At 68.9% G+C, this 25,929-nt stretch carries 23 protein-coding genes; 6 read left to right on the top strand and 17 right to left on the bottom strand.

Features of this window, described 5'->3' with window-relative positions:
- Positions 1–5: 5 nt before the first annotated feature.
- Positions 6–2,147: a caspase family protein gene (locus tag BUR94_RS11915; RefSeq protein WP_074256442.1), complete on the top strand. Its 2,142-nt coding sequence runs from the start codon at positions 6–8 to the stop codon at positions 2,145–2,147.
- A gap of 33 nt (positions 2,148–2,180) precedes the next feature.
- On the opposite strand, the gene BUR94_RS11910 is transcribed toward BUR94_RS11915, so the two are convergent.
- The 3 genes from BUR94_RS11910 to deoC form a co-directional block, all read right to left on the bottom strand.
- Entirely contained in the window at positions 2,181–3,005 is an 825-nt protein-coding gene (locus BUR94_RS11910; RefSeq protein WP_074256441.1) for an alpha/beta hydrolase, read from the bottom strand.
- Positions 3,006–3,199: 194 nt separating this feature from the next.
- The gene (locus BUR94_RS11905; protein WP_074256440.1) at positions 3,200–5,563 is read right to left on the bottom strand and encodes an aldehyde dehydrogenase family protein; all 2,364 of its coding nucleotides are present in this window, start codon (positions 5,561–5,563) and stop codon (positions 3,200–3,202) included.
- A gap of 229 nt (positions 5,564–5,792) precedes the next feature.
- Positions 5,793–6,788, bottom strand: coding sequence for a deoxyribose-phosphate aldolase (gene deoC, locus BUR94_RS11900; RefSeq protein ID WP_074257703.1), 996 nt, complete (start codon positions 6,786–6,788; stop codon positions 5,793–5,795).
- A gap of 188 nt (positions 6,789–6,976) precedes the next feature.
- On the opposite strand from deoC, the gene rpe reads away from it, so the two are divergent.
- Positions 6,977–7,657 carry a ribulose-phosphate 3-epimerase gene (gene rpe / locus BUR94_RS11895; RefSeq protein ID WP_074256439.1) on the top strand — a complete coding sequence of 227 codons (681 nt, stop codon included), beginning with the start codon at positions 6,977–6,979 and terminating at the stop codon, positions 7,655–7,657.
- Between the two features lie 48 nt (positions 7,658–7,705).
- On the opposite strand, the gene BUR94_RS11890 is transcribed toward rpe, so the two are convergent.
- From BUR94_RS11890 to BUR94_RS11835, 12 genes are all read right to left on the bottom strand, one after another.
- A complete protein-coding gene (locus BUR94_RS11890; RefSeq protein WP_074257702.1) occupies positions 7,706–8,179 on the bottom strand; it encodes an EF-hand domain-containing protein in 474 nt (157 codons plus the stop codon).
- Positions 8,180–8,326: 147 nt separating this feature from the next.
- Complete coding sequence (locus BUR94_RS11885) at positions 8,327–9,403, bottom strand: BMP family ABC transporter substrate-binding protein (RefSeq protein ID WP_074256438.1); 1,077 nt, start codon at positions 9,401–9,403, stop codon at positions 8,327–8,329.
- A 43-nt stretch (positions 9,404–9,446) separates the two neighbouring features.
- Complete coding sequence (locus tag BUR94_RS11880) at positions 9,447–10,379, bottom strand: ABC transporter permease (RefSeq protein WP_074256437.1); 933 nt, start codon at positions 10,377–10,379, stop codon at positions 9,447–9,449.
- A complete protein-coding gene (locus BUR94_RS11875) occupies positions 10,379–10,657 on the bottom strand; it encodes a hypothetical protein (protein WP_074256436.1) in 279 nt (92 codons plus the stop codon). The genes BUR94_RS11880 and BUR94_RS11875 overlap by 1 nt, the downstream gene beginning before the upstream one ends.
- Positions 10,654–11,733: an ABC transporter permease gene (locus BUR94_RS11870; protein ID WP_074256435.1), complete on the bottom strand. Its 1,080-nt coding sequence runs from the start codon at positions 11,731–11,733 to the stop codon at positions 10,654–10,656. Before BUR94_RS11870 ends, BUR94_RS11875 begins: the two co-directional genes overlap by 4 nt.
- The gene (locus tag BUR94_RS11865) at positions 11,730–13,265 is read right to left on the bottom strand and encodes an ABC transporter ATP-binding protein (protein WP_074256434.1); all 1,536 of its coding nucleotides are present in this window, start codon (positions 13,263–13,265) and stop codon (positions 11,730–11,732) included. The genes BUR94_RS11870 and BUR94_RS11865 overlap by 4 nt, the downstream gene beginning before the upstream one ends.
- Positions 13,262–14,200, bottom strand: coding sequence for a xanthine dehydrogenase accessory protein XdhC (xdhC, locus tag BUR94_RS11860; protein ID WP_074256433.1), 939 nt, complete (start codon positions 14,198–14,200; stop codon positions 13,262–13,264). The genes BUR94_RS11865 and xdhC overlap by 4 nt, the downstream gene beginning before the upstream one ends.
- The gene (xdhB, locus tag BUR94_RS11855) at positions 14,197–16,596 is read right to left on the bottom strand and encodes a xanthine dehydrogenase molybdopterin binding subunit (protein WP_074256432.1); all 2,400 of its coding nucleotides are present in this window, start codon (positions 16,594–16,596) and stop codon (positions 14,197–14,199) included. The genes xdhC and xdhB overlap by 4 nt, the downstream gene beginning before the upstream one ends.
- Positions 16,593–17,957: a xanthine dehydrogenase small subunit gene (gene xdhA, locus BUR94_RS11850; RefSeq protein ID WP_074256431.1), complete on the bottom strand. Its 1,365-nt coding sequence runs from the start codon at positions 17,955–17,957 to the stop codon at positions 16,593–16,595. Before xdhA ends, xdhB begins: the two co-directional genes overlap by 4 nt.
- Positions 17,958–18,177: 220 nt before the next feature.
- Positions 18,178–18,636, bottom strand: coding sequence for an SRPBCC family protein (locus tag BUR94_RS11845; RefSeq protein WP_074256430.1), 459 nt, complete (start codon positions 18,634–18,636; stop codon positions 18,178–18,180).
- Positions 18,633–19,094, bottom strand: a complete 462-nt coding sequence (locus tag BUR94_RS11840) for an SRPBCC domain-containing protein (protein ID WP_074256429.1) — start codon at positions 19,092–19,094, stop codon at positions 18,633–18,635. Before BUR94_RS11840 ends, BUR94_RS11845 begins: the two co-directional genes overlap by 4 nt.
- Positions 19,091–19,423: an ArsR/SmtB family transcription factor gene (locus BUR94_RS11835; RefSeq protein WP_074256428.1), complete on the bottom strand. Its 333-nt coding sequence runs from the start codon at positions 19,421–19,423 to the stop codon at positions 19,091–19,093. The genes BUR94_RS11840 and BUR94_RS11835 overlap by 4 nt, the downstream gene beginning before the upstream one ends.
- Positions 19,424–19,538: 115 nt before the next feature.
- Here BUR94_RS11835 and BUR94_RS11830 point away from each other — a divergent pair, with 115 nt between their 5' ends.
- Positions 19,539–20,312, top strand: a complete 774-nt coding sequence (locus BUR94_RS11830; protein WP_074256427.1) for a DUF6544 family protein — start codon at positions 19,539–19,541, stop codon at positions 20,310–20,312.
- 155 nt (positions 20,313–20,467) lie between these two features.
- Positions 20,468–20,701, top strand: coding sequence for a hypothetical protein (locus BUR94_RS11825; RefSeq protein WP_084193012.1), 234 nt, complete (start codon positions 20,468–20,470; stop codon positions 20,699–20,701).
- A 6-nt stretch (positions 20,702–20,707) separates the two neighbouring features.
- On the opposite strand, the gene BUR94_RS11820 is transcribed toward BUR94_RS11825, so the two are convergent.
- A complete protein-coding gene (locus BUR94_RS11820; protein WP_074256426.1) occupies positions 20,708–21,619 on the bottom strand; it encodes a glutaminase in 912 nt (303 codons plus the stop codon).
- A gap of 49 nt (positions 21,620–21,668) precedes the next feature.
- On the opposite strand from BUR94_RS11820, the gene dnaE reads away from it, so the two are divergent.
- Both dnaE and BUR94_RS11810 read left to right on the top strand, forming a co-directional pair.
- Positions 21,669–25,166 carry a DNA polymerase III subunit alpha gene (gene dnaE, locus BUR94_RS11815; protein WP_074256425.1) on the top strand — a complete coding sequence of 1,166 codons (3,498 nt, stop codon included), beginning with the start codon at positions 21,669–21,671 and terminating at the stop codon, positions 25,164–25,166.
- An 11-nt stretch (positions 25,167–25,177) separates the two neighbouring features.
- Positions 25,178–25,708 (top strand): hypothetical protein, encoded by a 531-nt coding sequence (locus tag BUR94_RS11810; protein ID WP_074256424.1) that lies wholly within the window; start codon positions 25,178–25,180, stop codon positions 25,706–25,708.
- Positions 25,709–25,714: 6 nt separating this feature from the next.
- On the opposite strand, the gene BUR94_RS11805 is transcribed toward BUR94_RS11810, so the two are convergent.
- Positions 25,715–25,912 (bottom strand): SlyX family protein, encoded by a 198-nt coding sequence (locus BUR94_RS11805; protein WP_074256423.1) that lies wholly within the window; start codon positions 25,910–25,912, stop codon positions 25,715–25,717.
- Positions 25,913–25,929 lie beyond the last annotated feature (17 nt).

Here is a 25,929-nt window from a genome sequence, read left to right as displayed (position 1 = left end):
TGGTCATGAAACTCAAGGCATTTCTCCTGGCTGGCGTGGCCTCGCTCGCGGCCCTTCCGGCACTGGCGCGGGAAAATCACGCGCTGCTCGTGGGGGCCTCGACCTACCCTGCCCTCGACGAGAAGTTCTGGCTCGAGGGCCCCGCCAACGACATCGACCTGGTGCAGAGCTACCTGCTGTCGAACGAGAGTATTCCCTTCAAGGCGGAGGATGTGATCGTCCTGGCCGACGGGATCGAGGGCAAGCCCGCGCCGACGCTGCAGGCGATCCGCGATGCCTTCAAGGCGCTGGCGGCGAAGGTGCAGCCGGGCGACTTCGTTTACCTCCACTTCTCCGGGCATGGCTCGCAGGCGCCGGCCAAGGACCCCGACAGCGAGCTCGACGGGCTCGACGAGCTGTTTCTGCCGGTGGATATCGGGCCCTGGAACGACACCGTGGGCGAGGTCGAGAATGCGCTGGTCGATGACGAGATCGGCGAGCTGATCGGGATGCTGCGGGCGCGGGGCGTTGACGTCTGGGCGGTGTTCGACAGCTGCCACTCGGGCACGGTGACGCGGGCCGCGCCAACGGGCGAGGACGAGGAGAAGATGCGCAAGCTCGACCCCTCCGCGCTGGGCGTGCCGCAGGCGGCGATCGTGGATGCCGAGGGCACCTCGCGCGGGCTGGAAGACCCGCGTGACCGGGCGCATGCGCCGGTGACGGAGCCGGAGGAGCGCCGCGAGGGCGAAGGCGCCTTCGTGGCCTTCTTTGCCGCGCAAACCAATGAAACCACGCCGGAAAAGCTGATGCCGCGCTCCACCAAGGACCGGCTTCAGGGGGTGTTCACCTATACCGTCTTCGAGACCCTCGCCGAGCGGCCCGGCATCACCTATCGCCAGCTCGGCCAGGAGGTGCTGCGCAAGTACGCGGTCAAGAACCTTGCCCGCTCGACGCCGCTTTTCGAGGGCGACCTGGACGGGGTGGTGTTTGGCTCGGGCGAGACCGCCGATGTGCGCCAGTGGCCCGCCGAAAAGGGCGAGACCAAGCTGCGGCTCAAGGCGGGCACCCTGCACGGGCTGGCCCAGGGCGAGCGGCTGGCCCTGCTGGCTTCGCCGGCGGATTCCACAGACGATGCAATCGGTTACGTGACGATCGACACCGCCAGCACCTTTGGCGCGACGGCGGTGCTGGAGGACGGCAAGACGCTCGAAGAGGTGCCGCGCGGGGCCTTCCTGCGCAAGGTGGATGCGGGCGTGGACCTGAGGCTTCGGGTGGCCCTGCCGGAGGGTGAAGGCCCGGTGCAGCAGAAGATGGCCATGGCCGCGCAGCTCATCGGCGAGCGGCAGCTCCTGGGCGGGCGTTTCACCTTCGTGGCGGCCGGAGAAGAGGCCGACATCCGGCTGGCCGTGATCCCCGAGAGCCCGGACCCGGAGGCGATCTGGATCCTGGACGGAACCGGCGTGCTGCCGGTGCTCGAGAGCGATTCTGGCCCGACCCTAAACTTCGAGGCGGTGCCGCGGGTCACGACGCCCGACAAGGGCGCCGAGGCCCTGGCCGGGGTGATGGCCGAGCAGTTTGCCCATATTGGCAAGGCGCTGAACGTGCTGCGTATCGGAGCGGCGAGCGCCGGCAACGGGCTCGATGTGCCCGTGGAGCTGCACCGCGCGCGATTCGACCTCGACGCCGGGGCGATCGTCGAAGGCAGCCGGGCGCCGATGGACACCGGCAACGTGCCCCGGCTCATCCCCGGCGACACGGTGGGCGTGCGGGTCGAGAACACCACCGATGCGCCGCTCGATATCAACGTGCTCTATGTCGGGGCCGACTATTCGATTACATTCATGGACAGGCAGCGGATGCAGCCCGGCGGGATCTACAATGAGGACCTGTCGTTAATTTCGGATGAATCTTTCGGGCGAGACCGGCTGGTCGTGATCCTGTCGCCGGCAGCCGAGGGCACCGACGTGGAGGATCTGAGCTTTCTGGAGCAGGATCCGCTGATGCGCACTCGGGACGTGGGCACCGCCATGGGCGGCTTCAAGGGGCTGCTGGACGAGGCCGGATTTGGCCAGAAAACAAGGGCCGCGCTGCCGCTTGGCGGCAAGAAGAAGGGGCCCGAACCGATGATATTGCAGTTCGAGATCGATACCGTGCCGGGTGAGGGTTGAGTGGTGGTGATCTGATCCCGTGAAGGCGTGGTGTCAGGCGGAGGGGTTGGGCCAGTTTGGCGGCTCGGCCCCTTCGTTTGCCAGCCAGGCGGTGAACGGGTGATCGGGGTCGGCGAGGAAGTCTATCACGTTGAAATGATGGAGATCCGGGGCCTCGGTGACGGGCACGCCCCAGGGCAGGGCGTGGGCCTGGGCGAGGAACGAGGGGCGCTCGGCGGCACCGACCAGAACGTGAACGGGTGTGGACGGTGCGGGCTGGTGGATCGGGCTCTCGGATTTGGCCTCTGATTCAGTGAGTTGCAGGGTGTCGTTCAGCGGCACGTCGCGCAGGGGGGCGAGGTGGGTGAGCGGTGAGATGGCCAGGCAGCGCGACAGGCGGGCGCGGGCAGTGCCGAGATCGAGCGTGGGGTCGAGCATCCGCAGCGCGAGGTGACCGCCGGCGGAGTGGCCGGTGAGAGCGATTTTACCACGTGTTTTCAGGGCGATGGCAGAGACCGCGCGGGCGATGCTCCGGGTGATGTCGGAGACCTTCACCTCCGGGCAGAGCGGGTAGGAGGGCATGGCCACGGCCCAACCACGCGCGGTGGCCCCGGCGGCGAGATGGGACCAGTCTGTGCGCGAGAAGGCGCGCCAGAAGCCGCCGTGGATGAAGATCAGCGTGCCCTCCGGGCTGGCGGAATTTGGGAAGAAAAGGTCATATTTTTCAGAAGGATGGTCGCCATATGGCTCGTTCAGACGGGCACGGCCCAGGGCGGCCTCGACCGAGCGGAACTCGCGCGCGGCCTCGGCCCATCGGTCGGGGTAGGAGGCGCCATCGGGGATGAAACTGGCGTTGTCGAAGGCGGTCGGGTCTGTCATCGGCGGGCTTTGCATTTTTGTCGGTATGGGGTGACGAAATTGGCGTTAACCCCGAATTTTAGGGAGTCACAACCGATACACAACCCATGCACAACCGATGCATACGGCATTTTTGCAAGACGGCGAGAGGTTAATGGCGCGCGCGGTGGGTGATCCTCGGGCCGAGCCCGAGGATGACGGTGGCGGGAGGCGGGTCAGACGCCGTAGGGAATCCAGACCGTCTTGATCTCGGTGGCGGCGGCCAGCATCTCGCGGCCTTCGGTGGCCGGGTCGGTCCAATCGGGGAAGAGGGCGAGGCTGCGCTTGAGGTTGCCCGCGGCGGCCTTCTCGATCTGCGCCGTGAGGTCGGGAGAGGAGAAGTTCCAGACGCTATCGACCTCCATGTGCTCGGAGAGGGTCCTGGCGAGGTCGGCATGGGGGCCGGTGACGATGTTGACCACGCCTGCGGGCACATCGGAGGTGTCGAGCAGCTGGTAGAAGTCGGTCGCCACCAGCGGGAAGGGCTCGGAGGGGCAGGCGACGATGCGGTTGCCCATGGCCACGGCGGGGCCGATGGCGGAGACCAGGCCGAGGAGCGGCTGGGCGGGCGAGCAGAGCGCGCCGATCACGCCGCAGGGCTCGTTGAGGGCCAGCGCCACGCCGCGCAGGGGGACGGGCTTGGCGGCGCCGTCGAGCTTGTCGCACCAGGCAGCATAGGCGAAGAGGCGGGAGATGGCGGCCTCGACCTCGGCACTGCCGGATTTGCCGGTGAGGGCCTTGATGCGGGCGGCGAACTCCGGCGCGCGGGCCGAGAGGTTTTCGGCCAGGTAGAAGAGGATCTGGGCGCGCAGGTGGGCGGAGGACTTTGCCCAGCCCTTCGCGCCGGCCGCGGCCTCGACGGCGTTGCGGATATCCTTGCGGGAGCCGGTGCCGACGTGGCCGAGCAGCTCGCCCTTGGGGCCGTGGATGGCGGTGGAATAGCCCGAGTCGGGCCGGGCCTGCTTGCCGCCGATGTAGAGCTTGGCTGTGCGGTCGAGCGGGTCGGCGGGGGCGCCGTCGCCCCGAAGGGACGCATTGGAGGCGCCCTGGAAGGCTTGCGGGCTGGCGGCTTTCCTGGGGGCCTTGGCGGGCCTGGAGTAGGCCAGCAGCCCCTCCCATCCGCCCTCGCGGCCGAAGCCGGACTCGCGGACCCCGCCGAAGCCGGCGGCGGCGTCGAACATGTTGGTGCCATTGACCCAGACCACGCCTGCGGCCAGTTGCGGGGCGACGTGAAGGGCGAGGTTGATGTTTTCGGACCAGAGGGTGGCGGCAAGGCCGTAGCGGGTGTTGTTGGCCAGCTGGATGGCTTCGTCGGGGGTGCGGAAGGTGCAGCTGACGAGGACGGGGCCGAAGATCTCTTCCTGCATCAGGGTGGAGGAGGGGGCGAGGCCGGTGATGAGGGTGGGCGGGTAGAAGCAGCCCCCGCTGGATTCGGGCGGGCAGTCGGTTTGCGCCACGTAGGTCTCGCCCTCGGTGTTGGCGGCGACCATCTCGGTGATGGTCTTCAGCTGGACCGGGTCGACCACGGCGCCCACGTCGATGCATTTGTCGAGCGGGTCGCCGATGCGGAGGCCGTCCATCCGGGCCTTCAGCTTGGCGTGGAAGGCCTCTGCGATGCCCTCCTGTACCAGCAGGCGGGAGCCGGCGCAGCAGACCTGGCCCTGGTTGAACCAGATGGCATCGACGAGGCCTTCGACGGCGCTATCGATGTCGGCATCCTCGAAGACGATGTAGGGGCTCTTGCCGCCCAGCTCGAGGGTGAGCGGGATGCCCCGGCCCGCGGTGGCCTCGCGGATGCGGCGGCCAACGGCGGTGGAGCCGGTGAAGGCGAGCTTGTCGACATCGGAGGCCACAAGGGCCTCGCCGGTGGCGCCGTCGCCGGTGACGACGTTGAGCACCCCCGGCGGCAGCCCCGCCTCCTGGCTGATCTCGGCGAAGAGCAGGGCGGTGAGCGAGGTATATTCGGCGGGTTTCAGCACCACGGTGTTGCCCATGGCCAGCGCGGGCGCGACCTTCCAGGCGAGCATCAGCAGCGGAAAGTTCCACGGGATGATCTGGCCGGCGACCCCGAGGGGGGCACGGTCGAGCAGCTCGGTGGGGGCGAGTTGGGCGTGGCCTGCGTGGTAGTAGAAGTGGCGCTGGGCGAGGGGGATGTCGATGTCGCGCGACTCGCGGATGGGTTTACCGTTGTCGAGGGTCTCGAGGACGGCGAAGAGGCGGGAGTGCTTTTGTAGCAGGCGGGCGAGGGCGTAGAGGTACTTGGCGCGCTGGTGGCCGGAGAGGGCGGCCCACTTGGGGTGGGCCTTGCGGGCGGATTTGACGGCCTGCTCCACGTCCTTGGCGGTGCCCTGGGTGAGGGTGGCGAGATGCGTGCCGGTGGCGGGGTTGCGGGTGTCGAACCCCTTGGCGGGCTTGGTGAAGGCGCCGTCGATGAAGTGGCCGAACTTGCGGTTGTGCTTTTCCAGCCAGGCCTGGGCCTCGGAGGCGGACTCCGGGGCGGGGCCGTAGGCGAGGGTGTCGAAGATTTCGGGGACGTTCATTTCGTTTCCGATCGCATCGTTTGAGCTTTGGCACCCAGCCCGGCACCGCCGGGCAGCGCCCGTCCCGCCCCCCGTCGTGCCAAAGGCACGCCTGCGGCGTGATGGGGCGGGCGCTTCGTCGACGCCTGTTCCCTGCGGATGTGCTGTGCGAGACGGCGAGGTGCCGCGTTGTTCAGGGCTGCCCCGTGCGGGACGGGCGCTGCCCTCGTTCCATGTGGCAACGGTCGGGTCATCCTATCGCGTGCCGGTAGGACGCCGAGTAGGCGCCGGAGACGTGGTGTTCGAGTTGGCGCTCGATGTCGCCCAGCAGCGAGGAGGCGCCGAAGCGGAAGAGGTCGGGCTGGACCCACCGGGGGCCGAGCTCGTCCTTGAGGAGTGCGAGGTAAAGCAGCGCGTCCTTGGCCTTGGAGATGCCGCCGGCGGGCTTGTAGCCGACGCGGTGGCCTGTGGCCTCGAAGTAGTCGCGGATGGCGCGGATCATCACGAGGCTCACGGGCAGGGTGGCGTTGACGCTCTCCTTGCCGGTCGATGTCTTGATGAAGTCGGCGCCGGCCATCATGCAGATCAGCGAGGCGCGGGCGGTGTTTTGCAATGTGCCCAGCTCGCCGGTGGCGAGGATCGCCTTGACGTGGGCCGGGCCGCAGGCGGCGCGGAAGGCGCGCATCTCGTCGTAGAGTGCCTGCCAGTTGCCGGTGAGCACGTGACGGCGGGAGATGACGATGTCGATCTCATCGGCCCCGGCCTTCACGCTCTCCTCGATCTCGGCGAGGCGGAGGTGAAAGGGGGAGAGCCCGGCCGGGAAGCCGGTGGAGACGGCGGCGACGGGGATGTTGGAGCCACGGAGCGCCGCGACGGCGGTGGGCACCATGTCGTGATAGACGCAGACGGCCCCGGTTGTGATGCCCTCCATGCCGAGCGCCTTCAGAAGGTCAGGCCGCACCGGCTGGCGGGCCTTGGCGCAGAGGCGGCGGACACGGCCCTCGGTGTCGTCCCCGGCCAGCGTGGTGAGGTCGATGAGGGTGATCGCCTTGCAGAGCCACGCGGCCTGGAAGGCCTTCTTGACCGAGCGGCGGCCCGGCAGGGTGGCGGCGCGGCGCTCGATGGCGGAGGTGTTGGCCTGGGCCCGCATGACCCAGTCCATGTCGAGCTCCATCCCCGGATTGCGGGCGAGGGTGAGCTGCGGCAGCTGGGCCTTGGCGGTGGCGCTTTCGGCCTTGGTGGTCACGGGCTTGTCAGACACGGGCGGGGCCTCCTCGGGGGAAAGCGTGGCATGGGGTGGCGGGGTTGTCCACGGGGGCGATTTTTACCAGATGGTCAAATATGGGGCAAGGGCGGTCTGCGGCCGTGCCCGCCCGGCTTGCGTTGCGCCGGGGAGGGCGGTAACCCCTGCGCGACCCAACCGGAGCCCTGCCCATGCCCTTCGACCGTTCGATCAAGATCGCCCCCTCGATCCTCGCCGCCGATTTTGCCGCCTTCGGGGCGGAGTGCGAGGCGGCGGAGGCGCAGGGGGCCGACTGGATCCACGTGGACGTGATGGACGGGCATTTCGTGCCGAACCTCACCTTGGGGCCCGCGATGTGCAAGGCGCTGCGCCCGCATATCAAGGGCGTGATGGACGTGCACCTGATGATCGCCCCGGTGGACCCCTATATCGACGCCTTCGCGGAGGCGGGCGCCGATGTGCTGACCGCCCATGTCGAGGCCGGGCCGCACGTTCACCGCACCCTTCAGGCCATTCGCGCCGCCGGCATGCGCCCCGGCGTGGCGCTGAACCCGGGCACGCCTGCGGAGGCGGTGCGCGACGTGCTCGGCCTCGTCGACCTGGTCTGCGTGATGACGGTGAACCCGGGCTTCGGCGGGCAGAAGTTCATCGACATGGGCGACAAGATCCGCGCCCTGCGCGAGATGATCGGCGACCGCGAGATCCATATCGAGATCGACGGCGGGGTGGACCCGAAGACCGCGCCGCTGGTGGCGGCAGCCGGGGCCGATGTGCTGGTGGCGGGCTCGGCGGTGTTCAAGGGCGGCTCGGTCGCCGACCCGGCGCCCTACGGCGCCAACATCCGGGCGATCCGGGCCGCGGCGCAAGGCTGAAGCAGGTCGCCCGCCCCCAAGACCGGGGAGGCGGGCGCCATGGCAGGATCAGCCCCGGGGGCCGAAGTCTGCCGTCGTGATGTAGCCATCTCCATCACGGTCGCGCTGGGCGAACCATGTGGCGGAGATGCCTTCGAACTCGGCACGGCTCACCGTGCCGTCGCCATCGGCGTCGGCAAAGCCACGGTCCAACGAGCGGACATGATCGCCCAGGTCAACGCCCTGGCCTGCGCCCTTTCCCTTGCCCATGCCACCATGCGCCTCGGCGTTGTTGGCCAGATCCTCGGCGCGGGTCTCGTCGAAGGCGTCGTATTCGCCGGAAGACAGGACATCGTCCTCGTCCTGGTCGAACATGGTGAAGAGGTCGGCGCGCTTTTCGCTGGCTTCGGCGAGCGACACCTTGCCGTCGCCATCGGCATCCCAGTTCTCGATGAAGTGGGCTCCGGGGCTGGCGGGCTGTGCCGCGAGCGGCAGGGCGAGGCCGAGAACGAGCGCGAGGGCGGTGGACGCAATGGGTTTCATGGTGGTCTCCATCAGTTGCATATATAAGAATACATGAATGTAACGCCGGAGTCCCTTCGTTCCGTCGCCGATCGCGGGAGTTTGCTTCGCCGATGAAAAAGGCCCCGCCGGGTGGGGCGGGGCCTTTGAGGGTGGATGGGGTGCCGCTTATTGCGGGATGTCGCCTTCGAGCCCTTCGACGTAGAAGTTCATCCCCGCCAGCGTGCCGTCATCGGCCACTTCGCCCTCGGCGAGCCAGTCGGAGCCGTCCTGCTTTTTCAGCGGGCCGGTGAAGGGGTGGTACTCGCCGGAGGCGATGGAGGCGGCGAGCGCCTCGGCCTCGGCCTTCACCTCTGCGGGCACCTTGTCGGTGATCTCGCCGATGCCGACCATGCCCGGCCCGATCCCGTCCCAGGTGTTGGTGCTCTCCCAGGTGCCGTCCATCACCGCCTTGGTGCGGGCGATGTAATAGGGCGCCCAGTTGTCGATGATCGACGAGACGCGGGGCCCGTCCTTGTACTCGGCCATGTCGGAGGCCTGGCCGAAGCCGATGACGCCCCCGGCCTCGGCGGCGGCGGCGAGCGGCGCGGTCGAGTCGGTGTGCTGCAGGATCACGTCGGCGCCCTGCTCGATCAGCACCTTGGCGGCGTCGGCCTCCTTGGCCGGGTTGAACCACTCGAAGACCCAGACGATCTTGAACTGGACGTCGGGGTTGACCTTTTTGGCGTGGATGTAGGCGGAGTTGATGCCGCGCACGACCTCGGGGATCGGCACCGAGCCGATATAGCCGATCACGTTGGACTTGGTCATCCGGCCGGCGATGGTGCCCTGCACGGCGCGGCCTTCGTAGAAGCGGGCGGAGTAGACCGAGACGTTGGGTGCAGTCTTGTAGCCGGTGGCGTGCTCGAACTTCACGTCCGGAAACTTGGCGGCGACGTTGATCGTGGGGTCCATGTAGCCGAAGGAGGTGGTGAAGATCAGGTCGGCGCCGTCGAGCGCCATCTGGGTGATGACGCGCTCGGCGTCGGGGCCTTCGGGAACGCTCTCGACGTAGACGGTTTCAACCGCGTCGCCGAACTCGGCCTCCACCGCCTTGCGGCCCTGGTCGTGCTCGTAGGTCCAGCCGCCGTCGCCCACCGGGCCGACGTAGACGAAACCGACCTTGGTCTTGTCCTGGGCCAGTGCGGGCGTGGCGGCGAGCGCCAGCGCCGCGACGGCGCCTTTGAGGAGGGTTCTTTTCTTCATGGAGTTGCTCCCTGTTGAGTGGTTGGTGAAGCCCCGGGTTGTGTCACCCGGTGGCGTGGAAGATCCGGCCAAGCGAGGCGGGCGCGCCAAGCGCGCTGCGGCCCCGGCCGGAAGACATGATCACCAGCACGATGATGGTGATGATGTAGGGGGACATCGAGAGATACTCGACCGGCACCTTCAGGCCGGCGGCCTGGAGGTTGAGTTGCAGCACCGTGATGCCGCCGAAGAGGTAGGCCCCGATCAGCACGCGCCAGGGCTTCCAGGAGGCGAAGACGACGAGGGCGAGCGCGATCCAGCCGGCGCCAGAGGTCATGCCTTCGGTCCATTGCGGCACGCGCACGAGGCTGAGGTAAGCGCCGCCGAGGCCTGCGCAGCCGCCGCCGAAGGCGATGGCGGCGCAGCGGATGGCGACGACCTTGTAGCCCAGCGCATGGGCCGCCTCGTGGTTCTCGCCCACGGCGCGCAGGGTGAGGCCCGCGCGGGTCTTGGTGAGGAAGGCCCAGGTGGCGGCGACCAGCGCGATGGAGAAATAGACCATCAGGTCGTGCGAGAAGAGTACGGGGCCAAGCACCGGGATGTCGGACAGGAGGGGAATGTCGAGCTTGGGTGTGGAGGGTGGCTTGACGCCCACGTAGCTCTGACCCATCAGCGAAGAGAGCCCGAGCCCGAAGAGGGTGAGCGCGAGGCCGGAGGCGACCTGGTTGGCCAGCGCGAACTGGGTGAGCAGGGCGAAGAGCATGGAGAGCACCGCGCCCGCCACGGCGGCGCCGAGAAAGCCCAGCGCGGGCGAGCCGCTCTCGACCGCCACGGCGAAGCCCGCGATGGCGCCGGTGATCATCATGCCCTCGACGCCAAGGTTGAGCACGCCCGCCTTTTCGACCACCAGCTCGCCGATGCCCGCGAGCAGGATGGGGGTGGCGGCGACCATGAGCGAGGCCAGCAGGAGGAGCCAGTTGATCGAGGAGAGGTCCATCAGGCGGCTCCCGGCCAGAGGAAGGTGCTGTTTACCCCGGCCATCACCCCGAAGTACGCGGCGAGCGTGGGTTTCCAGCCGCGATACGCGGTCTTGCGGCCGGTCAGGAGCGGAGTGACGAATGCCGGTGTCAGCACGATAACGGACATCAGCAGGCCGTAGGGAAAGAGGAAGAGCAAGGCCATCAGCTTGGGTACGAGCAGGTTGGACTTGAGGCAGACCAACCCGAGGGCCGCAGAGGCGAGGAAGAGGGCGGCAAGGGTGAGCGGGTGGGTCATGCCGCGGCCCCCTGCTTGAGGCGGATGCGGTAGTTGGTCAGCAGGTCGACCGCCAGGAGGAAGAAGAGCAGCATGCCCTGGAAGAGCTGGATCGCCGCGGCCGGGAGTTGCAGCTGCGACTGGGCGATTTCGCCGCCGATGTAGGTGAGCGCCATCAGCAGCCCTGCCAGCAGGATGCCGAGGGGGTGGAGCCGGCCGAGGAAGGCCACGATGATGGCGGTGAAGCCGTAGCCTGCGTTGAAATCGGTGGTGACCTGCCCCGAGGGGCCGGCGACCTCGAAGAGCCCGGCAAGGCCCGCCAAAGCGCCGGAGGTGCCGAGGCAGAAGAGCACGAGCCGCGTGGGGTTCACGCCCGAGAAGCGGGCGGCGCGGGGGGCCTGGCCGGCGAGGCGGATGTTGAAGCCGAGTATGTGCCGGGTCAGCAGGACATAGGCAAAGATCACCGCGATCAGGGCGAAGACGACGCCCCAGTGGAGGCCTGCGTTCTGGTTGATCCAGCTGGTGGCGGAGGGGTATTGCGCGAGGTTGCGCGAGCCCGGAAAGCCGAAGCCCTCGGGGTTCTTCATCAGCCCCACCGCCATGCCGCGCAGCAGGTTCTCGGCGACATAGACCAGCATGAGCGAGACCAGGATCTCGTTGGTGCCGAAACGGGTTTTCAGGATGGCCGGGATCATCGCCCAGGCCCAGCCGCCGAGGGCGCCTGCGAGGACCATGAGCGGAAAGATGATAAAGGATTCAGTCGGGTAGAACGCAAGGCCCACGCCTGCACCGCAGAGCGCGCCGATGATGTATTGCCCCTCGGCGCCGATATTCCAGATGCCTGCCCGGAAGCCGAGCGAGAGGCCGATGGCGATGAGGATCAGCGGCGCCGCCTTCACCAGCAGTTGCGGGCGGTAGAAAAAGGCGTGCTGGCCGAAGAGCGGGTCGTAGAAGATGGTGCGGATGGCGGTGAGGGGCTCCTTGCCCAGCGCGGCAAAGAGCAGCCCGCCAAAGATCATGGTGAGCAGCACGGCGAGCAGCGGGGTGGAGTAGCTCCAGGCCTTGGAGGGGTTGGGCCGTTTTTCGAGGCGGATCATGCGTGAGCCTCCGCGTGGTGCTCGTGGGCCACTTCCATGTCATGCGCGCCGCCCAGCATCAGGCCGATGCGCTCCATGGTCAGCCCCTCCACCGGGACCGGGGCCGAGAGGCGGCCGCCGTTGAGAGCGGCGAAGCTGGTGGAGATTTCCATGAGCTCGTCGAGATCCTGGGAGATGACGACGATGGCGGCGCCGTCGGCGGCCAGGTCGAGCAGGGCCTGGCGGATGGCGGCGGCGGCGGAGGCATCGACGCCCCAGGTGGGCTGGTTGACGACGAGCACCTCGGGCTTCTGCTCGATCTCGCGGCCCATGACGAACTTCTGCAGGTTGCCCCCCGAGAGCGAGCGGGCGGCGACATGGGGGCCCGGCGTGCGCACGTCGAAGGCGGCGATGACCTCCTCGGCGAAGGCCTGCGCGGCCTTCCAGTTGATGAAGTCGTTCCTGGTCAGCTTCTTGCGCAGGCGGGCCGAGAGCAGGGCATTTTCGGTCAGCGACATCTCCGGGGCGGCGGCGTGGCCGAGGCGCTCCTCGGGGGCCGACAGCAGGCCCAGCTTGCGGCGGGCGGGGGGCGGGAGCTTGCCGATGGGCTGGCCGTGGAGCCGGACGGTATCGGGGGCGGAGGTGGCCTCGCCGGAGAGGGCGGCCAGCAGCTCGTCCTGCCCGTTGCCCGCGACCCCGCCGATGCCCAGCACCTCGCCCTTGCGGACCATCAGCGAGACATCTCTCAGCGAGGTGCCGAAGGGGTTGGTGGATTTGACGGAGAGGTTGGCCACCTCCAGCGCGATCTCGCCCGAGGGAGCAAGCTCTCGCTCGGGCCGGTGCAGCGCGGTGCCGACCATCATCTCGGCCAGTTCGGAGGCGGTGTTCTCGCGCGGGACGGCATGGCCCACCACCTTGCCGAGCCGCAGGATGGTGGCGCGGTCGCACAGCGCGCGGATCTCTTCGAGCTTGTGGCTGATGTAGAGGATCGAGGTGCCCTCGGCCCGGAGCTTTTGCAGGGTGGCGAAGAGGATCTCGACCTCCTGGGGGGTGAGCACCGAGGTGGGCTCGTCCATGATCAGCAGGCGCGGGTCCTGCAGCAGGCAGCGGATGATCTCGACGCGCTGGCGCTCGCCGGCCGAGAGGTCGCCCACGGTGCGGTGCGGGTCGAGCGGCAGGCCGTATTCGTTGGAGACCTCGGTGATCCGGGCCGCGAGCCTGGCGGGTTTGGGCGGGTTCTCCATGCCCAGCGCCACGTTCTCTGCCACCGAGAGCGCGTCGAAGAGCGAGAAGTGCTGGAACACCATCGCCACCCCGGCGCCGCGCGCGGCGCGCGGCTCGGGCGGGGCGAAGGGGGCGCCGAGAAAGGTCATGTGGCCTTCGTCGGGTTTGACGAGGCCGTAGATCATCTTGACCAGGGTGGACTTGCCGGCGCCGTTCTCGCCCAGCAGCGCGTGGATCTCGCCCTCGTCGATGGAGAAGCTGACGTTGTCGTTGGCGACGACACCGGGATAGGCCTTGCGCAGCCCATGGGCGGCGAAGAGTTCGCTCATCCGGTCATGTCCCCTCGCATGGCGGCGTTTGCCTGCTTTTCGAGCATGGAGAGTAGCTGGGCCGCGGTGGAAATCGCAATGGCCTGCGGGTGTTTGCCGAGGGTCGGGTCACCGATCGGGCAGCGGATGCGCGAAATTTGTGCAGCCGCGTGGCCGGAAGCGGCGAGCCGGGCGCGGAAGCGGGCCCATTTGGTGGCCGAGCCGATCAGGCCGATCGAGGCGGCGGGTCGGGCGAGGAGGGTGTCGCAGAGCGCGAGGTCGAGCGCGTGGGAATAGGTGAGGATGAGGTGGTGTGCCGTGGGAGGGGCCGTGGCGGCCAAGGCCGGCAGGTCGCCGGTGGTGGGCGCGACGGGCGGCGTTTGCGGGAAGCGGTCGGCGCTGGTGTCGGCCCAGGTCAGCGCGATGTGGTCGAGCGGGGCGAGGGTGGCGGCCAGCGCCCGGCCGACGTGGCCAGCGCCCCAGATCCAGACCGGGGCGCGCGGCGTGGTCATCGGCTCCAGCAGCCAGCCGTTTTCATGAGCGATCCCGGCGGGTTGCGAGCCGTTGCGGGTGGCGGTGAGGGCGCGGGCGAAGGCGAGCGGCGGCTCGGCGGGGGCGGTGTCGGAGACCGGGCGGGCGAATGCGGGGGCCTCGGGCGGGGCCTCGGCGAAGCTCTCCAGCGCCAGCGTGACGGTGCCGCCGCAGCACTGGTTCATCGCCGGGCCGAGGGGGAGGGTCACGGTGACGGGCGGCTGGCCGAGGCGCGCGCGGGCCATGGCGCAGGCCTCCCATTCCAGCGCGCCTCCGCCGATGGTGCCCTGCTGGCCGGTGGGCCAGACCAGCATCGCGGTGCCGGGGCCGCGCGGGGTGGAGCCCTGCGCGCTGACGACAACCACGCGCACCACCTCGCCCTGGGCGGCGATGGCGGCGGCGAGGCTGTCGCGGTCAAAGCTCATCCTCGTGCCCGCCCTATGGCTTCGAGCACATGCTCGGCGGTGGCGGGCGCTTCGAGCGCCGGGTAGTGCGGGCCGCAGGCGGCGCAGGCGTCCGACAGCGCCATGAGGGCCGAAATGCCCAGCATGAAGGGCGGCTCGCCGACCGCCTTGGAGCGGTAGATCGTGGGCTCGCGGTTGGCGTTGGGCCAGAGCGCCACGTTGAACACAGGAGGCCGGTCGGAACAGGCGGGGATCTTGTAGGTGGAGGGGGCGTGGGTGAGCAGGCGGCCCTTGGCATCCCACACCAACTCCTCGGTGGTGAGCCAGCCCGCGCCCTGGATGAAGCCGCCTTCGACCTGGCCGATATCGAGCGCGGGGTTCAGCGAGCTGCCGGCGTCGTGCAGGATATCGACCCGCAGCATCCGGTTTTCGCCGGTGAGCGTGTCGATCACGACCTCGGTCAGCGCCGCGCCATAGGCGAAGTAGAAGAACGGGCGGCCCTGGCCCTTGATGCGATCCCAGCTGATGCCGGGGGTCTTGTAGAAGCCGGTGGCGGAGAGCGAGACGCGGCCCACGTAGGCCTCGGCCACGGCCTTCTCCCAGGGGATGACGTCGGCGCCGACATGCACGGCATCATCCTTGAACTCCACGGCGGCCGGATCGGCCTGGTGGACCTCGGCGAGGAAGTCGCCGATGCGGGCCTTCAACTCGTCGCAGGCGGCGGCGACGGCCATGCCGTTGAGGTCGCTGCCCGAGGAGGCCGCCGTGGCGGAGGTGTTGGGCACCTTGCCGGTGTCGGTGGCGGTGATCTTGACCCGTTCCAGAGGCACGCCCAGACGGGAGGCGGCAACCTGGGCGACCTTCTGGAACAGGCCCTGGCCCATCTCGGTGCCGCCGTGGTTCATGTGAACGGAGCCGTCCTGGTAGATATGCACCAGCGCCCCGGCCTGGTTGAGGTGGGTGAGGGTGAAGGAGATGCCGAACTTCACCGGGGTCAGGGCCAGGCCCTTCTTCAGCACCGGGTTGGCGGCGTTGAAGGCGGCCACGGCCTCCCGTCGCGCGGTATAGTCGGTCTTCTCGCAGAGTGCTGCGACGATCTCGTGGCAGACGCTGTCCACCACCGGCTGGCCGTAGGGCGTGGTTTGCACGCCCGCGGGCGGGGGCGGGGGTGTTTCGGGGTCTTCCACCTGGGTGGCGCCGCGGGAGGTGAGGTCTTCTTCGGCGGCGGAGACGTCGGGCACGTCCAGCTGCATTTTCTTGCCGGAAATATCCCCGCCGGAGGCATAGAAGTTCTTCTGGCGCAGCGCCAGCGGCTCGATCCCGGCGGCGGCGGCGAGGTGGTCCATCACCCGTTCGATGCCGAGCATCCCCTGCGGGCCGCCGAAGCCGCGGTAGGCGGTGGCGCTTTGGGTGTGGGTCTTGAGCCGGTGCGAGACGATCCGCACGTTGGGGATGAAATAGGCGTTGTCGGCGTGGAGCATCGCCCGGTCGGCCACGGGCAGCGAGAGGTCCTGCGCCCAGCCGCAGCGGGCGTATTGGGTGAAGTCGACGGCGGTGAGCTTGCCTTGCGCGTCCATCCCGGCGCGGTAGGCGATGCGGAAGTCGTGGCGCTTGCCGGTGATCACCATGTCGTCGTCGCGGTCGTAGCGCATTTTCGCGGGGCGGCCCGTGCGCGCGGCGACCACGGCGCAGGCGCAGGCCAGCGCGTTGCCCTGACTTTCCTTGCCGCCGAAACCGCCGCCCATCCGGCGGGTCTCGACGCGCACGGCGTTCATCGGCACGCCCAGGGTCTCGGCGACCTTGTGCTGGATCTCGGTGGGGTGCTGGGTGGAGCTGTGCACCAGCATGTCGCCGCCTTCCTGCGGCAGGGCCAGCGCGGCCTGGCCTTCGAGGTAGAAATGCTCCTGCCCGCCCATCTCCAGCGTGCCTTCGACCACGGTGGCGGCGGCGGCGAAGCCGGCGGCGAGGTCGCCGCGGCCGTATTCGCGCGGGCCCTCCTCGAAGCGGGAGTTGGCGGCCAGGGCGTCGTCGATGGTCAGCAGGGCGGGGTGCTCGTCGTAGGTGATCTCGGCGAGGCGGGCGGCCTTGCGGGCGGCGAGGTGGCTGGTGGCGACGACGAGAAAGATCGGCTGGCCGATGTAGTAGACTTCGCCCTCGGCGAGCAGCGGCTCGTCATGGGCGGAGGGAGAGACATCGTTGGCGGCGGGCAGGTCTGCTGCTGTCAGCACGGTGACCACGCCGGGGGCGGCGCGGACCTTGGTGAGGTCGAGCGCGGTAATCGTGGCGCGGGCCCTGGCGGAGGTGCCGAAGGCGAGGTGGAGGGTGTTGGCGGGCACCGGGATGTCATCGACATAGCGGGCCTGGCCGGTGACGTGGAGCGGGGCCGCGTCATGCGGGAGGGGTTTGGCGACGCTCATGGCTGCACCTCCAGCACCGAGGTGGCGATGCCCTGGCTCTCGAGGAAGTAGCGGTGCAGCATGTTCTGCGCGGCTTCCATGCGGTAGGCGGCGGAGGCGCGCATGTCGGTGAGCGGCTGGAAGTCGGTGGCAAGGGCGGCCATGGCGCGGGTGACGGTCGCCTCCTCCCAGGGCTGCCCGGTCAGCGCGGCCTCGGTGGCGGCGGCGCGCTTCGGCGTGCCGGCCATGCCGCCGAAGGCGATGCGGGCGGCGGTGACCGTGGCATCTTCGACGGTGATGCAGAAGCAGCCGCAGACGGCGGAGATATCCTGGTCGAACCGCTTGGAGAGCTTGTAGCAGCGCAGCCTGTCGGGCTGGCGCGGGAAGCTCACGGCCTCGACGAATTCGCCCGGGGCGCGGTCCTGCTTGCCGTAGTCGATGAAGAAGTCTTCGAGCGGCAGGCTGCGGCGGGCCTCGCCGTGGCGCAGATGCAGCGTGGCGCCCAGCGCGATGAGGGCGGGTGGGCTGTCGCCAATGGGGGAGCCGTTGGCGATGTTGCCGCCGAGGGTGGCGGCCTGGCGCACCTGCTCGGAGCCGTAGCGGCGCAAGAGCTCGGCAAGCGAGGGGTGATAGGGCGCGATGGCGGCGCGAAGGGTCGCGATGGGGGTGGTTGCGCCGATGCGAACCTCGCTCTGGGTGATCTCGACGTAATCGAGGTCGGTGACGCGGTGCAGGAAGGCGACCTCGGACAGGTCGGCGAGCTTTTTGGTGACCCAGAGGCCGACGTCGGTGGCGCCGGCGATGAGCGTGGCCTGCGGGTGTGCGGCATACCAGGTGGCGAGCGCGTCGGCGCTTTCGGGGATTTCCGGCTGCGGCGCGGCGGTGAGCGACGCGGGGGCCGCGAGATGGGCGGGCACCGGCTCTTTCGCCGCGGCCTCCGCGGCGCGGACGATGGGGGCGTATCCGGTGCAGCGGCAGAGGTTGCCGGCGAGCTTGTCGTTGAAATCCTGCGCGCCATTGGCGTGGGCGGCGGCCATGGAGGTGATGAAGCCGGGGGTGCAGAAGCCGCATTGCGAGCCGTGGTGGGCCACCATCGCGGCCTGCACCGGGTGGAGCGTGCCATCGGGGGCGGAGACGCCCTCGACGGTGCGGAGCTCGCGGCCGTGGAGGTGGGGGAGCAGCAGGATGCAGGCGTTCTGGGCGGCCCAGGGGCCGGAGGGCTGCCGGGTCATCACCGTGCAGGCGCCGCAGTCGCCCTCGTTGCAGCCTTCCTTCGTGCCCTTCAACCCGCGCGTCTCGCGGAGCCAGTCGAGCACCGTGGTGGTGGGGTTTGCGTCGCGCAGCGCCACGGTCTCTCCGTTGAGAAGAAACGTGATGTCCATGGAGTTACCCGCCGCGTTACCGAATGCATCCCCGAGGCCCGGCCTTCGATGCGGCGTAGAAAGCGGGCCTCGGGGGGAGTTTGGCGGCGCAGGCGCGGGGGTGGCAAGGGGAAATCTGCCCGTTTGGGCGGCAATTGGCGCGTTCTGCCGGGAATTTGTGCGGATGGCGGGGTGACGTGCGCGCCTGAGGCGCGACACCCCACCCGCCATCCCCTTGACGTCAGAGCCCTTCGGCCAAGGTGGCGAGCTGGTCGGCGGCGGTGCCCCAGCCCTCGTGGAAGCCCATCTCCTCGTGCCTTGCCCGATCCTCCGGCGTGCGGTGGCGCACGAGGGCGGTGTAATGGGTGCTGCCGTCCCTGGGAGCCAGGGTGATATCGGCCAGCATGAAGGGGGTTTCGTTGGGCACGAAGCCGGCCCTGAAGAAGTCGGTGAAGACCAGGCGCTGCTCGGGCTCGGCCAGCAGGATGGCGCCCTCATTGGGCATTTCCTCGCCGTCGGGGCCCTTGAAGAGGCTGTAGAAACGGCCGCCGGGCTGCGGCTCGATCACCGCTTCGGCGCAGCGCCACGGGGCCGGGACGAACCATTGGCAGAGCAGCTCGGGCGTGGTGAGGCAGGTCCAGACCGTCGCGGGGCTGGCCTTGATCTGGCGGGAGAGCTGGAGGTCGAGATCGGGGGTCATGCGGCATGCCTTTCCGCGAGGCGGGCGAGGTTGGCGAGCGCGGCTGTCCAGCCCTGGGTGTAGCCTGCGGCCATTTCGTCACCGATCAGGCTGGAAAGCTGGGCGGTTACGGTGAGGTGGGAGCCGGTGCCTTCGGGGGTGATCTCGATGGAGCAGAGGCCGCAGGAGAGGGGCGCGCCGTCGATGCGGATGGTTTCGGTGAAGACCAGGAGCGCGGGGGCGTCGAGATGGTGGAAGTCGGTGGTGACTTCGAACTCGGGGTTGTCCTTTGGGCCGCAACGGGAGAGTTCGCGGCCGCCGGGGCGGATATCGGCCTCGACGATGTCGAGCCGGGTGTTCTCGGTGGGGGCACCCCATTCGGCGCGGTAGGCGGGCTCGGTCATCAGCGGGAAGAGCCGCGCGGGCGGGGCCGCGATGGAACGGGTGAGGGTGAGGGTGTCGAAGGTCAGGGCGGTCATGCGTCGCCTCCTTTTTCAAGACGTTCTGCGAGGGCTGAGAGGCGGTCGAGCCGGCCCTCCCAGAGTTTGCGCTGGGTGGTCAGCCAGTGTTCGGCGGCGGCCAGCGGTTGGGCCTCGATATGGACGGTGCGGACACGGCCCTTCTTGGTGGAGCGGGTGAGGCCCGCGTTCTCGAGCACCTTGAGGTGCTTGAGGAAGGTGGGCAGGGCCATGTCGTGCGGGGCGTGGAGCTCGCTCACCGCGGCGGGGCCGCGGGTGAGGCGCTCGATCACCGCCCGGCGGGTGGGGTCGGAGATGGCGCTGAAGAAGAGATCGAGATGGTTAGTCATGTGGCTAGGTAATACGAGTCGGGTGGTGGCGTCAAGATAGTTAGCCTGGAGGCTATGTTTTGGCAGGTTTGCGCCGGATCAAGGCGCGCCGGGGGGCGGCGTGGGAGGCTGGGGCATGGTCTGGATCGGGATCCTTGCGGTGTGTCTCGTGGTCGCGCTGGCGCTTTGGGCGGCCGGCGAGGCGATGGTCTTGCGGCGGCGGGTGGAGACGCGCGAGGGCGCGGGGCCGGCGGTGGCGCTGCCGCAGGAGGTGCGGGCGCTGGCGGCACGGATGGGGGCCAGGGGCGCGGGGCGCCTGGCCCGGTTTCGCCAGGTGGCGGAGATGGAGATGGCGCCGGGGGCGGGATGGCAGGCGCTGCGGGCGCGGCAATGGGTGGCGCTGCGGGCGACGGGGTTCGTCTGGCTGGCGCGGGTGCGCGGGCTGGGGCCGTTTTGCGCGTTTTCGGTGATCGACGCCTATGCCGGGGGCCGGGGGCGGCTGGTGGCGCGGCTGGCCGGGCTGGTGCCGGTGGCGCGGGCAGGGGGCCCGGAGATCGACCGGTCGGAGGCGATGCGCTACCTGGCCGAACTGCCCTGGGCGCCCGATGCGATCCTGGCGAACGGGGCGATCGGCTGGCAGGTGCTGGCGGACGGGCGGCTGCGGGCCTCGCTGGGGGAGGTCGCCGTGGTGTTCCGGCTGGAGGGCGGGGAGATCGTGGAGATGGAGGCCGAGGGGCGGCCCTCGCTGGAGGGCGGCACGCTGGTGCTGCGGGATTGGCGCGGGGTGTTTTCGGAGCACGGCGAGATCGGCGGGCGGCGGCTGCCGCTGCGCGGAGAGGTGGGCTACCTGCGGGAGGGGGTGTGGGTGCCCTACTTCCGGGGGCGGATCGTGGGCTACGAGGTGGGGTGAGCGGCGGAGTTGACGCCAGGTCGGGGTTCTGCCCGTTCGGGGGCGCTTGGTGCTCGTTTCGCCCATCGCGCACCATGCCGGCCGCGACAGGGGGAGGATCACCGATGACGTTCAGCAGCATTTCCGACTGGGACACCACCGACTGAACCAACGAGATGAAGGCCGTGGCGCGCGACGTGTTTCAGCTGATGATCCTGAGCGCAGGCGCGCGGCGGGTGCTGATGATCCGCACCGGGGAGCGCAGCTTCGGCCTGGTCGCGGAAAACGCCGACGAAGCCACGGCGGATGCGGCGCAGGAAAGGATCGTGCAGATCCGGGAGAAGGCCGCCTCGGAGCTGCCGATGACCATGCGCGACACGGCGCGGGGCGCGGTCTTTGCCGAGAGTTGAGCGGGGCTAGCCGAAGACCGACCAGCCGGTCTCGTGCGCAAGCTGCTCGATGGCCTCGGTGCCGACCTTGGAGTTGCCCCAGGCGTTGAGGCCGGGCGACCAGACCGCGACGGAGGCCACGCCGGGCACGGCCACGAGGATGCCGCCGCCGACGCCGGATTTGCCGGGCAGGCCGGTGCGGAAGGCAAAGTCGCCGGAGCCGTCGTAATGGCCGCAGGTCATCATCAGCGCGGCGATGCGGCGGCGCTTGACCGGCGAGAGCAGCAGCGGTGCGCCGGGGAGGCCCGCGATGCCGCGACCGGCGCGGGCAAGCTGCTCGGTGGTCATCTCGATGGCGCATTGGTGAAAGTAGGTGCCCAGCACCATCTCGGGCGCGTTCTTCAGGTTGTCATAGCTCTTGAGGTAGTTGGCCAGCGCGATGTTGCGAAAGCCGGTGGCCTGCTCTGAGGCGGCGACCTCTCCGTCGATGTGGATGTCATCGTCGCCCGCTGCGGCGCGGATGAAGCCGAGGATCTCGGAGAGCGCCTCCCTGGGCGCGCGGCCGGAGAGCAACTCGTCGGTCGTGACCAGCGCGCCGGCGTTGATGAAGGGGTTGCGCGGGCGGCCCTGCTCCTGCTCGAGCAGCAGGATCGAGTCGAAGCGGTCGCCCGAGGGCTCGCGTCCGACCCGGGACCAGAGCGACTCGCCGATGCGCGAGAGGGTGCATGCCAGGGTGAAGACCTTGGAAACCGACTGGATGGAAAAGCGCGTTTGCGACTGCCCGGCGGAGTGCAGGGTTCCATCGGCCAGCACCACCGAGATGGCGAATTGCGCCGGATCGACCCGCGCCAGCTCGGGGATGTAGCTGGCGACCTTGCCCCAGTCGGCGGCGGCGTGGGCGCGGGCGTCGAGTGACGCGAGGAGAGCGGGCAGGTTCATGGGCGTGAGGCTACTTCAATCCGCCGCCCGCCCGCCATAGGGTAGCGGTATGGCTGCTCCCCGATTCATTCACCTGCGCGTTCACACCGAGTATTCGCTGCTGGAGGGCGCCGTGCCGGTGAAGAAGCTGGCAGGCCTCTGCGAGAAGGCGGAGATGCCCGCCGTCGCGGTGACCGACACCAACAACATGTTCGCCGCGCTGGAGGCCAGCGTCACGCTGGCAGGGGCGGGGGTGCAGCCGATCATGGGCTGCCAGGTGGACCTGGACTACGAGCCTGCTGCGCCGGGCGCAAAGCCGGTGCCGCCCGCGCCGGTGGTGCTGCTGGCACAGAGCGAGGCGGGCTACGAAGCGCTGATGAAGCTCAACTCCTGCCTCTACCTGCGCGGCGACGGGAGCCTGCCGCATGTGACGCTGGAGGAGCTGGAGCGGCATGCGGCAGGGGTGATCTGCCTGACGGGCGGGCCGGACGGGCCGGTGGGGCGGCTGTTGCGCGCGGGCCAGCGGCCCAAGGCGGAGCATCTGGTGGAGGGGCTGGCGCGGATCTACGGCGACCGGCTCTACATGGAGTTGCAGCGCCACCCCGGCGAGGACGGCCTGCCCGAGGCGGAGCGCCTCAGCGAGCGGGGCCATGTGGAGATGGCCTATGCCAGGGGCATTCCGCTGGTGGCCACCAATGACGTGTATTTCCCCAGGCCCGAGATCTACGAGGCCCATGACGCGCTGATCTGCATCGCCGAGGGTGCCTATGTGGACCAGCAGGAAGACCGGCGGCGGCTGACGCCGCAGCACTACTTCAAGAGCGCGCAGGAGATGGCGACGCTCTTTGCCGATCTGCCGGAGGCGCTGGAGAACACGGTGGAGATCGCCCGGCGCTGCGCCTTCATGGCCTACCGGCGCGACCCGATCCTGCCCAAGTTCGCCGAGAACGAGGTGGAGGAGCTGCGGCGGCAGGCCAACGAGGGCCTGCAGGCGCGGCTCGCGGTGATCCCCCATGCGGCCTCCGTGGAGGAGTACCAGGAACGGCTCGACTTCGAGCTCGACATCATCGAGGGCATGGGCTTTCCCGGCTACTTCCTGATCGTGGCCGATTTCATCAAGTGGTCGAAGGAGCAGGGCATTCCGGTGGGGCCGGGGCGGGGCTCGGGCGCGGGCAGCCTGGTGGCCTATGCGCTGACGATCACCGACCTCGACCCGCTGCGCTATGCGCTGCTCTTCGAGCGGTTTCTCAACCCCGAGCGGGTTTCCATGCCCGACTTCGACATCGACTTCTGCATGGACCGGCGGGAGGAAACCATCCGCTACGTGCAGGAGAAGTATGGCCGCGACCGGGTGGGGCAGATCATCACCTTCGGGGCGCTGCTCTCCAAGGCCGCCGTGCGCGACGTGGGCCGTGTGCTGCAGATGCCCTACGGCCAGGTGGACCGGCTCTCCAAGATGATCCCGGTGGAGGGGGTCAAGCCGGTGTCGATCGAGAAGGCGCTGGCCACCGAGGAGCGGCTGCGCGAGGAGGCGCGCAACGAGGAGGTGGTGGACCGGCTGCTGACCTATGGCCAGCAGATCGAGGGGCTGCTGCGCAACGCCTCCACCCACGCAGCGGGCGTGGTGATCGGCGACCGGCCGCTCGACGAGCTGGTGCCGCTCTACCAGGATCCGCGCTCCGACATGCCGGCGACCCAGTTCAACATGAAGTGGGTCGAGCAGGCGGGGCTGGTGAAGTTCGACTTTCTGGGCCTCAAGACGCTGACGGTGATCCAGAACGCGGTGGACCTGATCAACGCGGGCGGGCGACCGATCCACATCGGGCCGGATGGCGAAACGCTCTACGAGCCGCCCGACGGCGCGGTGAACGAAATCAACGCGATCCCGCTGGACGACGAGAAGAGCTACAAGCTCTACGCCAGCGCAAAGACGGTTGCCGTGTTCCAGGTGGAAAGCTCGGGCATGATGGATGCGCTGCGGCGCATGAAGCCCGACTGCATCGAGGATATCGTGGCGCTGGTGGCGCTCTACCGGCCCGGCCCGATGGAGAACATCCCGACCTATTGCGAGGTGAAGAACGGGCAGCGCGAGATCGAGAGCGTTCATCCGCTGATCGACCATATCCTCGAAGAGACCCAGGGCATCATCGTCTACCAGGAGCAGGTGATGCAGATTGCCCAGGTGATGGCGGGCTACAGCCTCGGCGGCGCCGACCTGCTGCGCCGCGCCATGGGCAAGAAGATCAAGGAGGCGATGGACGCCGAGCGGCCCAAGTTCGAGAAGGGCGCGGCGGAGAACGGGGTGGAGAAGAAGAAGGCCTCCGAGGTCTTCGACCTGCTGGAGAAGTTCGCCAACTACGGGTTCAACAAGTCGCACGCGGCGGCCTATGCGGTGGTGTCGTATCAAACCGCCTGGCTGAAGGCGAACCACCCGGTGGAGTTCATGGCCGCCGTCATGAACTGCGATATCCACCTGACCGACAAGCTCGCCGTCTATGCCGAGGAGGTGCGGCGGGGGCTGGGGATCGAGATCGTGCCGCCCTGCGTGAACCGCTCGCTGGAGACCTTCAGCGTGAGCGAGGGCCGGGTCGTCTACGCGCTGGGCGCGCTGAAGAACGTGGGGGCCGATGCGATGCGGCTCATCGTGGAGGCGCGGGACGGGCGCGAGTTTGTCTCTCTCTTCGATTTCGCCCGCCGGGTGGATCTCAAGAAGATCGGCAAGCGCCCGCTTGAAATGCTGGCCCGCGCCGGGGCCTTCGACGCGCTCGATGCGAATCGGCACAGGGTGTTTGCGGCGCTCGATCCACTGGTGAACTACTCGTCGGCGATCCACGATCAGCGGGCTTCCGCTCAGGTTTCGCTCTTTGGCGAGGCGGGCGACGACCTGCCCGAACCGCGCCTTCCCAGCGTGGATGACTGGATGGTGGGAGAGCGGCTGGGGGAGGAGCACAAGGCGATCGGCTTCTACCTCTCGGGTCACCCGCTGGACGACTACATGGGCCCGCTGAAGCGGCAGGGCGTGAGCACGCTGGAGCAGGTGATGCGGCAGGTGGAGCGCGCCCCGGCGGTGGTGAAGCTGGCCGGCTCGGTGGCCGGGCGGCAGGAGCGCAAGAGCGCGCGCGGCAACCGCTTTGCCTTCGTGCAACTCTCTGATCCGACAGGGCTTTACGAGGTAACCCTGTTCTCGGAGGCGCTCGAGAAATCCCGCGATCTGCTGGACGCGGGGAGCAACGTGGTGATCACCTGCGAGGCCACCATGGAGGCCGACCAGCTGAAGCTGCTGGGCCGCTCGGTGGCGCCGATCGACGCGGTGGCCGCACAGGCCGGGCGGAGCGACATCCGGCTCTTTCTCGATGACGTCGCGGCGGCGGCTGCGGTGCGCTCGCTGCTCGATCGCGCGGAGGCCGACAAGGCCTCGAAATCCCGCGGCGCGGTGAGCCTGTGCCTGATAGCGGCGGACCTGCCGGGGGAGGTCCACCTTGAGCTTGAAGGCGATTTTCCGGTAAATCCGCAGATCAAGAGCGCGCTCAAGTCCCTGAGTGGCGTCTTGACCGTCGAAGATATCTAGCTGCTGCTGCCATGAAATACATCTTGCCCCTGACCGCGCTCGCTGCGCTCCTGTCCGCTTGTGTCTCGGTGCCCGAGGCCAGCGGCACCGCCTCGTCGAAATCGCCGCAAGCCACGCTGCCCTTCGGCGCGGTGGAAGAAAGCTGCGGTGCGCGGGGCACCGAGCTGGGCCAGCTGATCGACAAGAACGGCAAGTGGAAGCTCTACGACACCCGCCCCGGCGCGGTGGGGCCGCGCAACTTTTTCGTCACCGGCTTCAAGGACGGCTGCCCGCGCAAGGTGACCGGCGCGGTGGCGCTCTTCGGCAACCTGGCGCTCTATGAACTGGTCAACTACGGCGGCGGCGGCGGGGTGCTGCGCACCGAGACCGACAAGGCCTATGCGGGTATCCGCGGCTGCGGCAAGGCGGTGTGCAGCGAGGGCAAGCTGAACCGGCTCGAGAAGTCGACGGCCTTCGTCTCGGTCTATCCGACGCCCGGCGCGCGCCAGAGCTTCGAGCTGCTGATGCACGACCGCAAGCTGGTGGCCGCCGCCGTCCGGTAAGGGCCGTCAGTAGTGCGGCGGGCGCTCGTCGCCCAGCACAATGCCGCCGGTGCTGGCGGAGTCGCTCTCGGCAGCCCGCTTCATCAGCAATTCGACCCGCCGTTCCATCACGTCGAGCCGCTTGCCATGGTCCACGACCATTTCGTGCAGGTCTTCGACCGCGCGGGTGATGTGGGCGAGTTCTTCTTCGAGGCGGTCAGTCATGTAACGTGCATATAGCG

It is taken from the genome of Vannielia litorea, from assembly GCF_900142295.1.
Lineage (GTDB): Bacteria > Pseudomonadota > Alphaproteobacteria > Rhodobacterales > Rhodobacteraceae > Vannielia > Vannielia litorea.
This window is presented reverse-complemented; position numbering and strand designations above follow the sequence as displayed.

Coding starts and splice junctions, on each gene's coding strand:
- BUR94_RS11915 (WP_074256442.1), top strand. CDS start 6: ATGAAACTCAAGGCATTTCTCCTGGCTGGCGTGGCCTCGCTCGCGGCC.
- BUR94_RS11910 (WP_074256441.1), bottom strand. CDS start 3,005: ATGACAGACCCGACCGCCTTCGACAACGCCAGTTTCATCCCCGATGGC.
- BUR94_RS11905 (WP_074256440.1), bottom strand. CDS start 5,563: ATGAACGTCCCCGAAATCTTCGACACCCTCGCCTACGGCCCCGCCCCG.
- rpe (WP_074256439.1), top strand. CDS start 6,977: ATGCCCTTCGACCGTTCGATCAAGATCGCCCCCTCGATCCTCGCCGCC.
- BUR94_RS11890 (WP_074257702.1), bottom strand. CDS start 8,179: ATGAAACCCATTGCGTCCACCGCCCTCGCGCTCGTTCTCGGCCTCGCC.
- BUR94_RS11885 (WP_074256438.1), bottom strand. CDS start 9,403: ATGAAGAAAAGAACCCTCCTCAAAGGCGCCGTCGCGGCGCTGGCGCTC.
- BUR94_RS11880 (WP_074256437.1), bottom strand. CDS start 10,379: ATGGACCTCTCCTCGATCAACTGGCTCCTCCTGCTGGCCTCGCTCATG.
- BUR94_RS11875 (WP_074256436.1), bottom strand. CDS start 10,657: ATGACCCACCCGCTCACCCTTGCCGCCCTCTTCCTCGCCTCTGCGGCC.
- BUR94_RS11870 (WP_074256435.1), bottom strand. CDS start 11,733: ATGATCCGCCTCGAAAAACGGCCCAACCCCTCCAAGGCCTGGAGCTAC.
- BUR94_RS11865 (WP_074256434.1), bottom strand. CDS start 13,265: ATGAGCGAACTCTTCGCCGCCCATGGGCTGCGCAAGGCCTATCCCGGT.
- xdhC (WP_074256433.1), bottom strand. CDS start 14,200: ATGAGCTTTGACCGCGACAGCCTCGCCGCCGCCATCGCCGCCCAGGGC.
- xdhB (WP_074256432.1), bottom strand. CDS start 16,596: ATGAGCGTCGCCAAACCCCTCCCGCATGACGCGGCCCCGCTCCACGTC.
- xdhA (WP_074256431.1), bottom strand. CDS start 17,957: ATGGACATCACGTTTCTTCTCAACGGAGAGACCGTGGCGCTGCGCGAC.
- BUR94_RS11845 (WP_074256430.1), bottom strand. CDS start 18,636: ATGACCCCCGATCTCGACCTCCAGCTCTCCCGCCAGATCAAGGCCAGC.
- BUR94_RS11840 (WP_074256429.1), bottom strand. CDS start 19,094: ATGACCGCCCTGACCTTCGACACCCTCACCCTCACCCGTTCCATCGCG.
- BUR94_RS11835 (WP_074256428.1), bottom strand. CDS start 19,423: ATGACTAACCATCTCGATCTCTTCTTCAGCGCCATCTCCGACCCCACC.
- BUR94_RS11830 (WP_074256427.1), top strand. CDS start 19,539: ATGGTCTGGATCGGGATCCTTGCGGTGTGTCTCGTGGTCGCGCTGGCG.
- BUR94_RS11825 (WP_084193012.1), top strand. CDS start 20,468: ATGAAGGCCGTGGCGCGCGACGTGTTTCAGCTGATGATCCTGAGCGCA.
- BUR94_RS11820 (WP_074256426.1), bottom strand. CDS start 21,619: ATGAACCTGCCCGCTCTCCTCGCGTCACTCGACGCCCGCGCCCACGCC.
- dnaE (WP_074256425.1), top strand. CDS start 21,669: ATGGCTGCTCCCCGATTCATTCACCTGCGCGTTCACACCGAGTATTCG.
- BUR94_RS11810 (WP_074256424.1), top strand. CDS start 25,178: ATGAAATACATCTTGCCCCTGACCGCGCTCGCTGCGCTCCTGTCCGCT.
- BUR94_RS11805 (WP_074256423.1), bottom strand. CDS start 25,912: ATGACTGACCGCCTCGAAGAAGAACTCGCCCACATCACCCGCGCGGTC.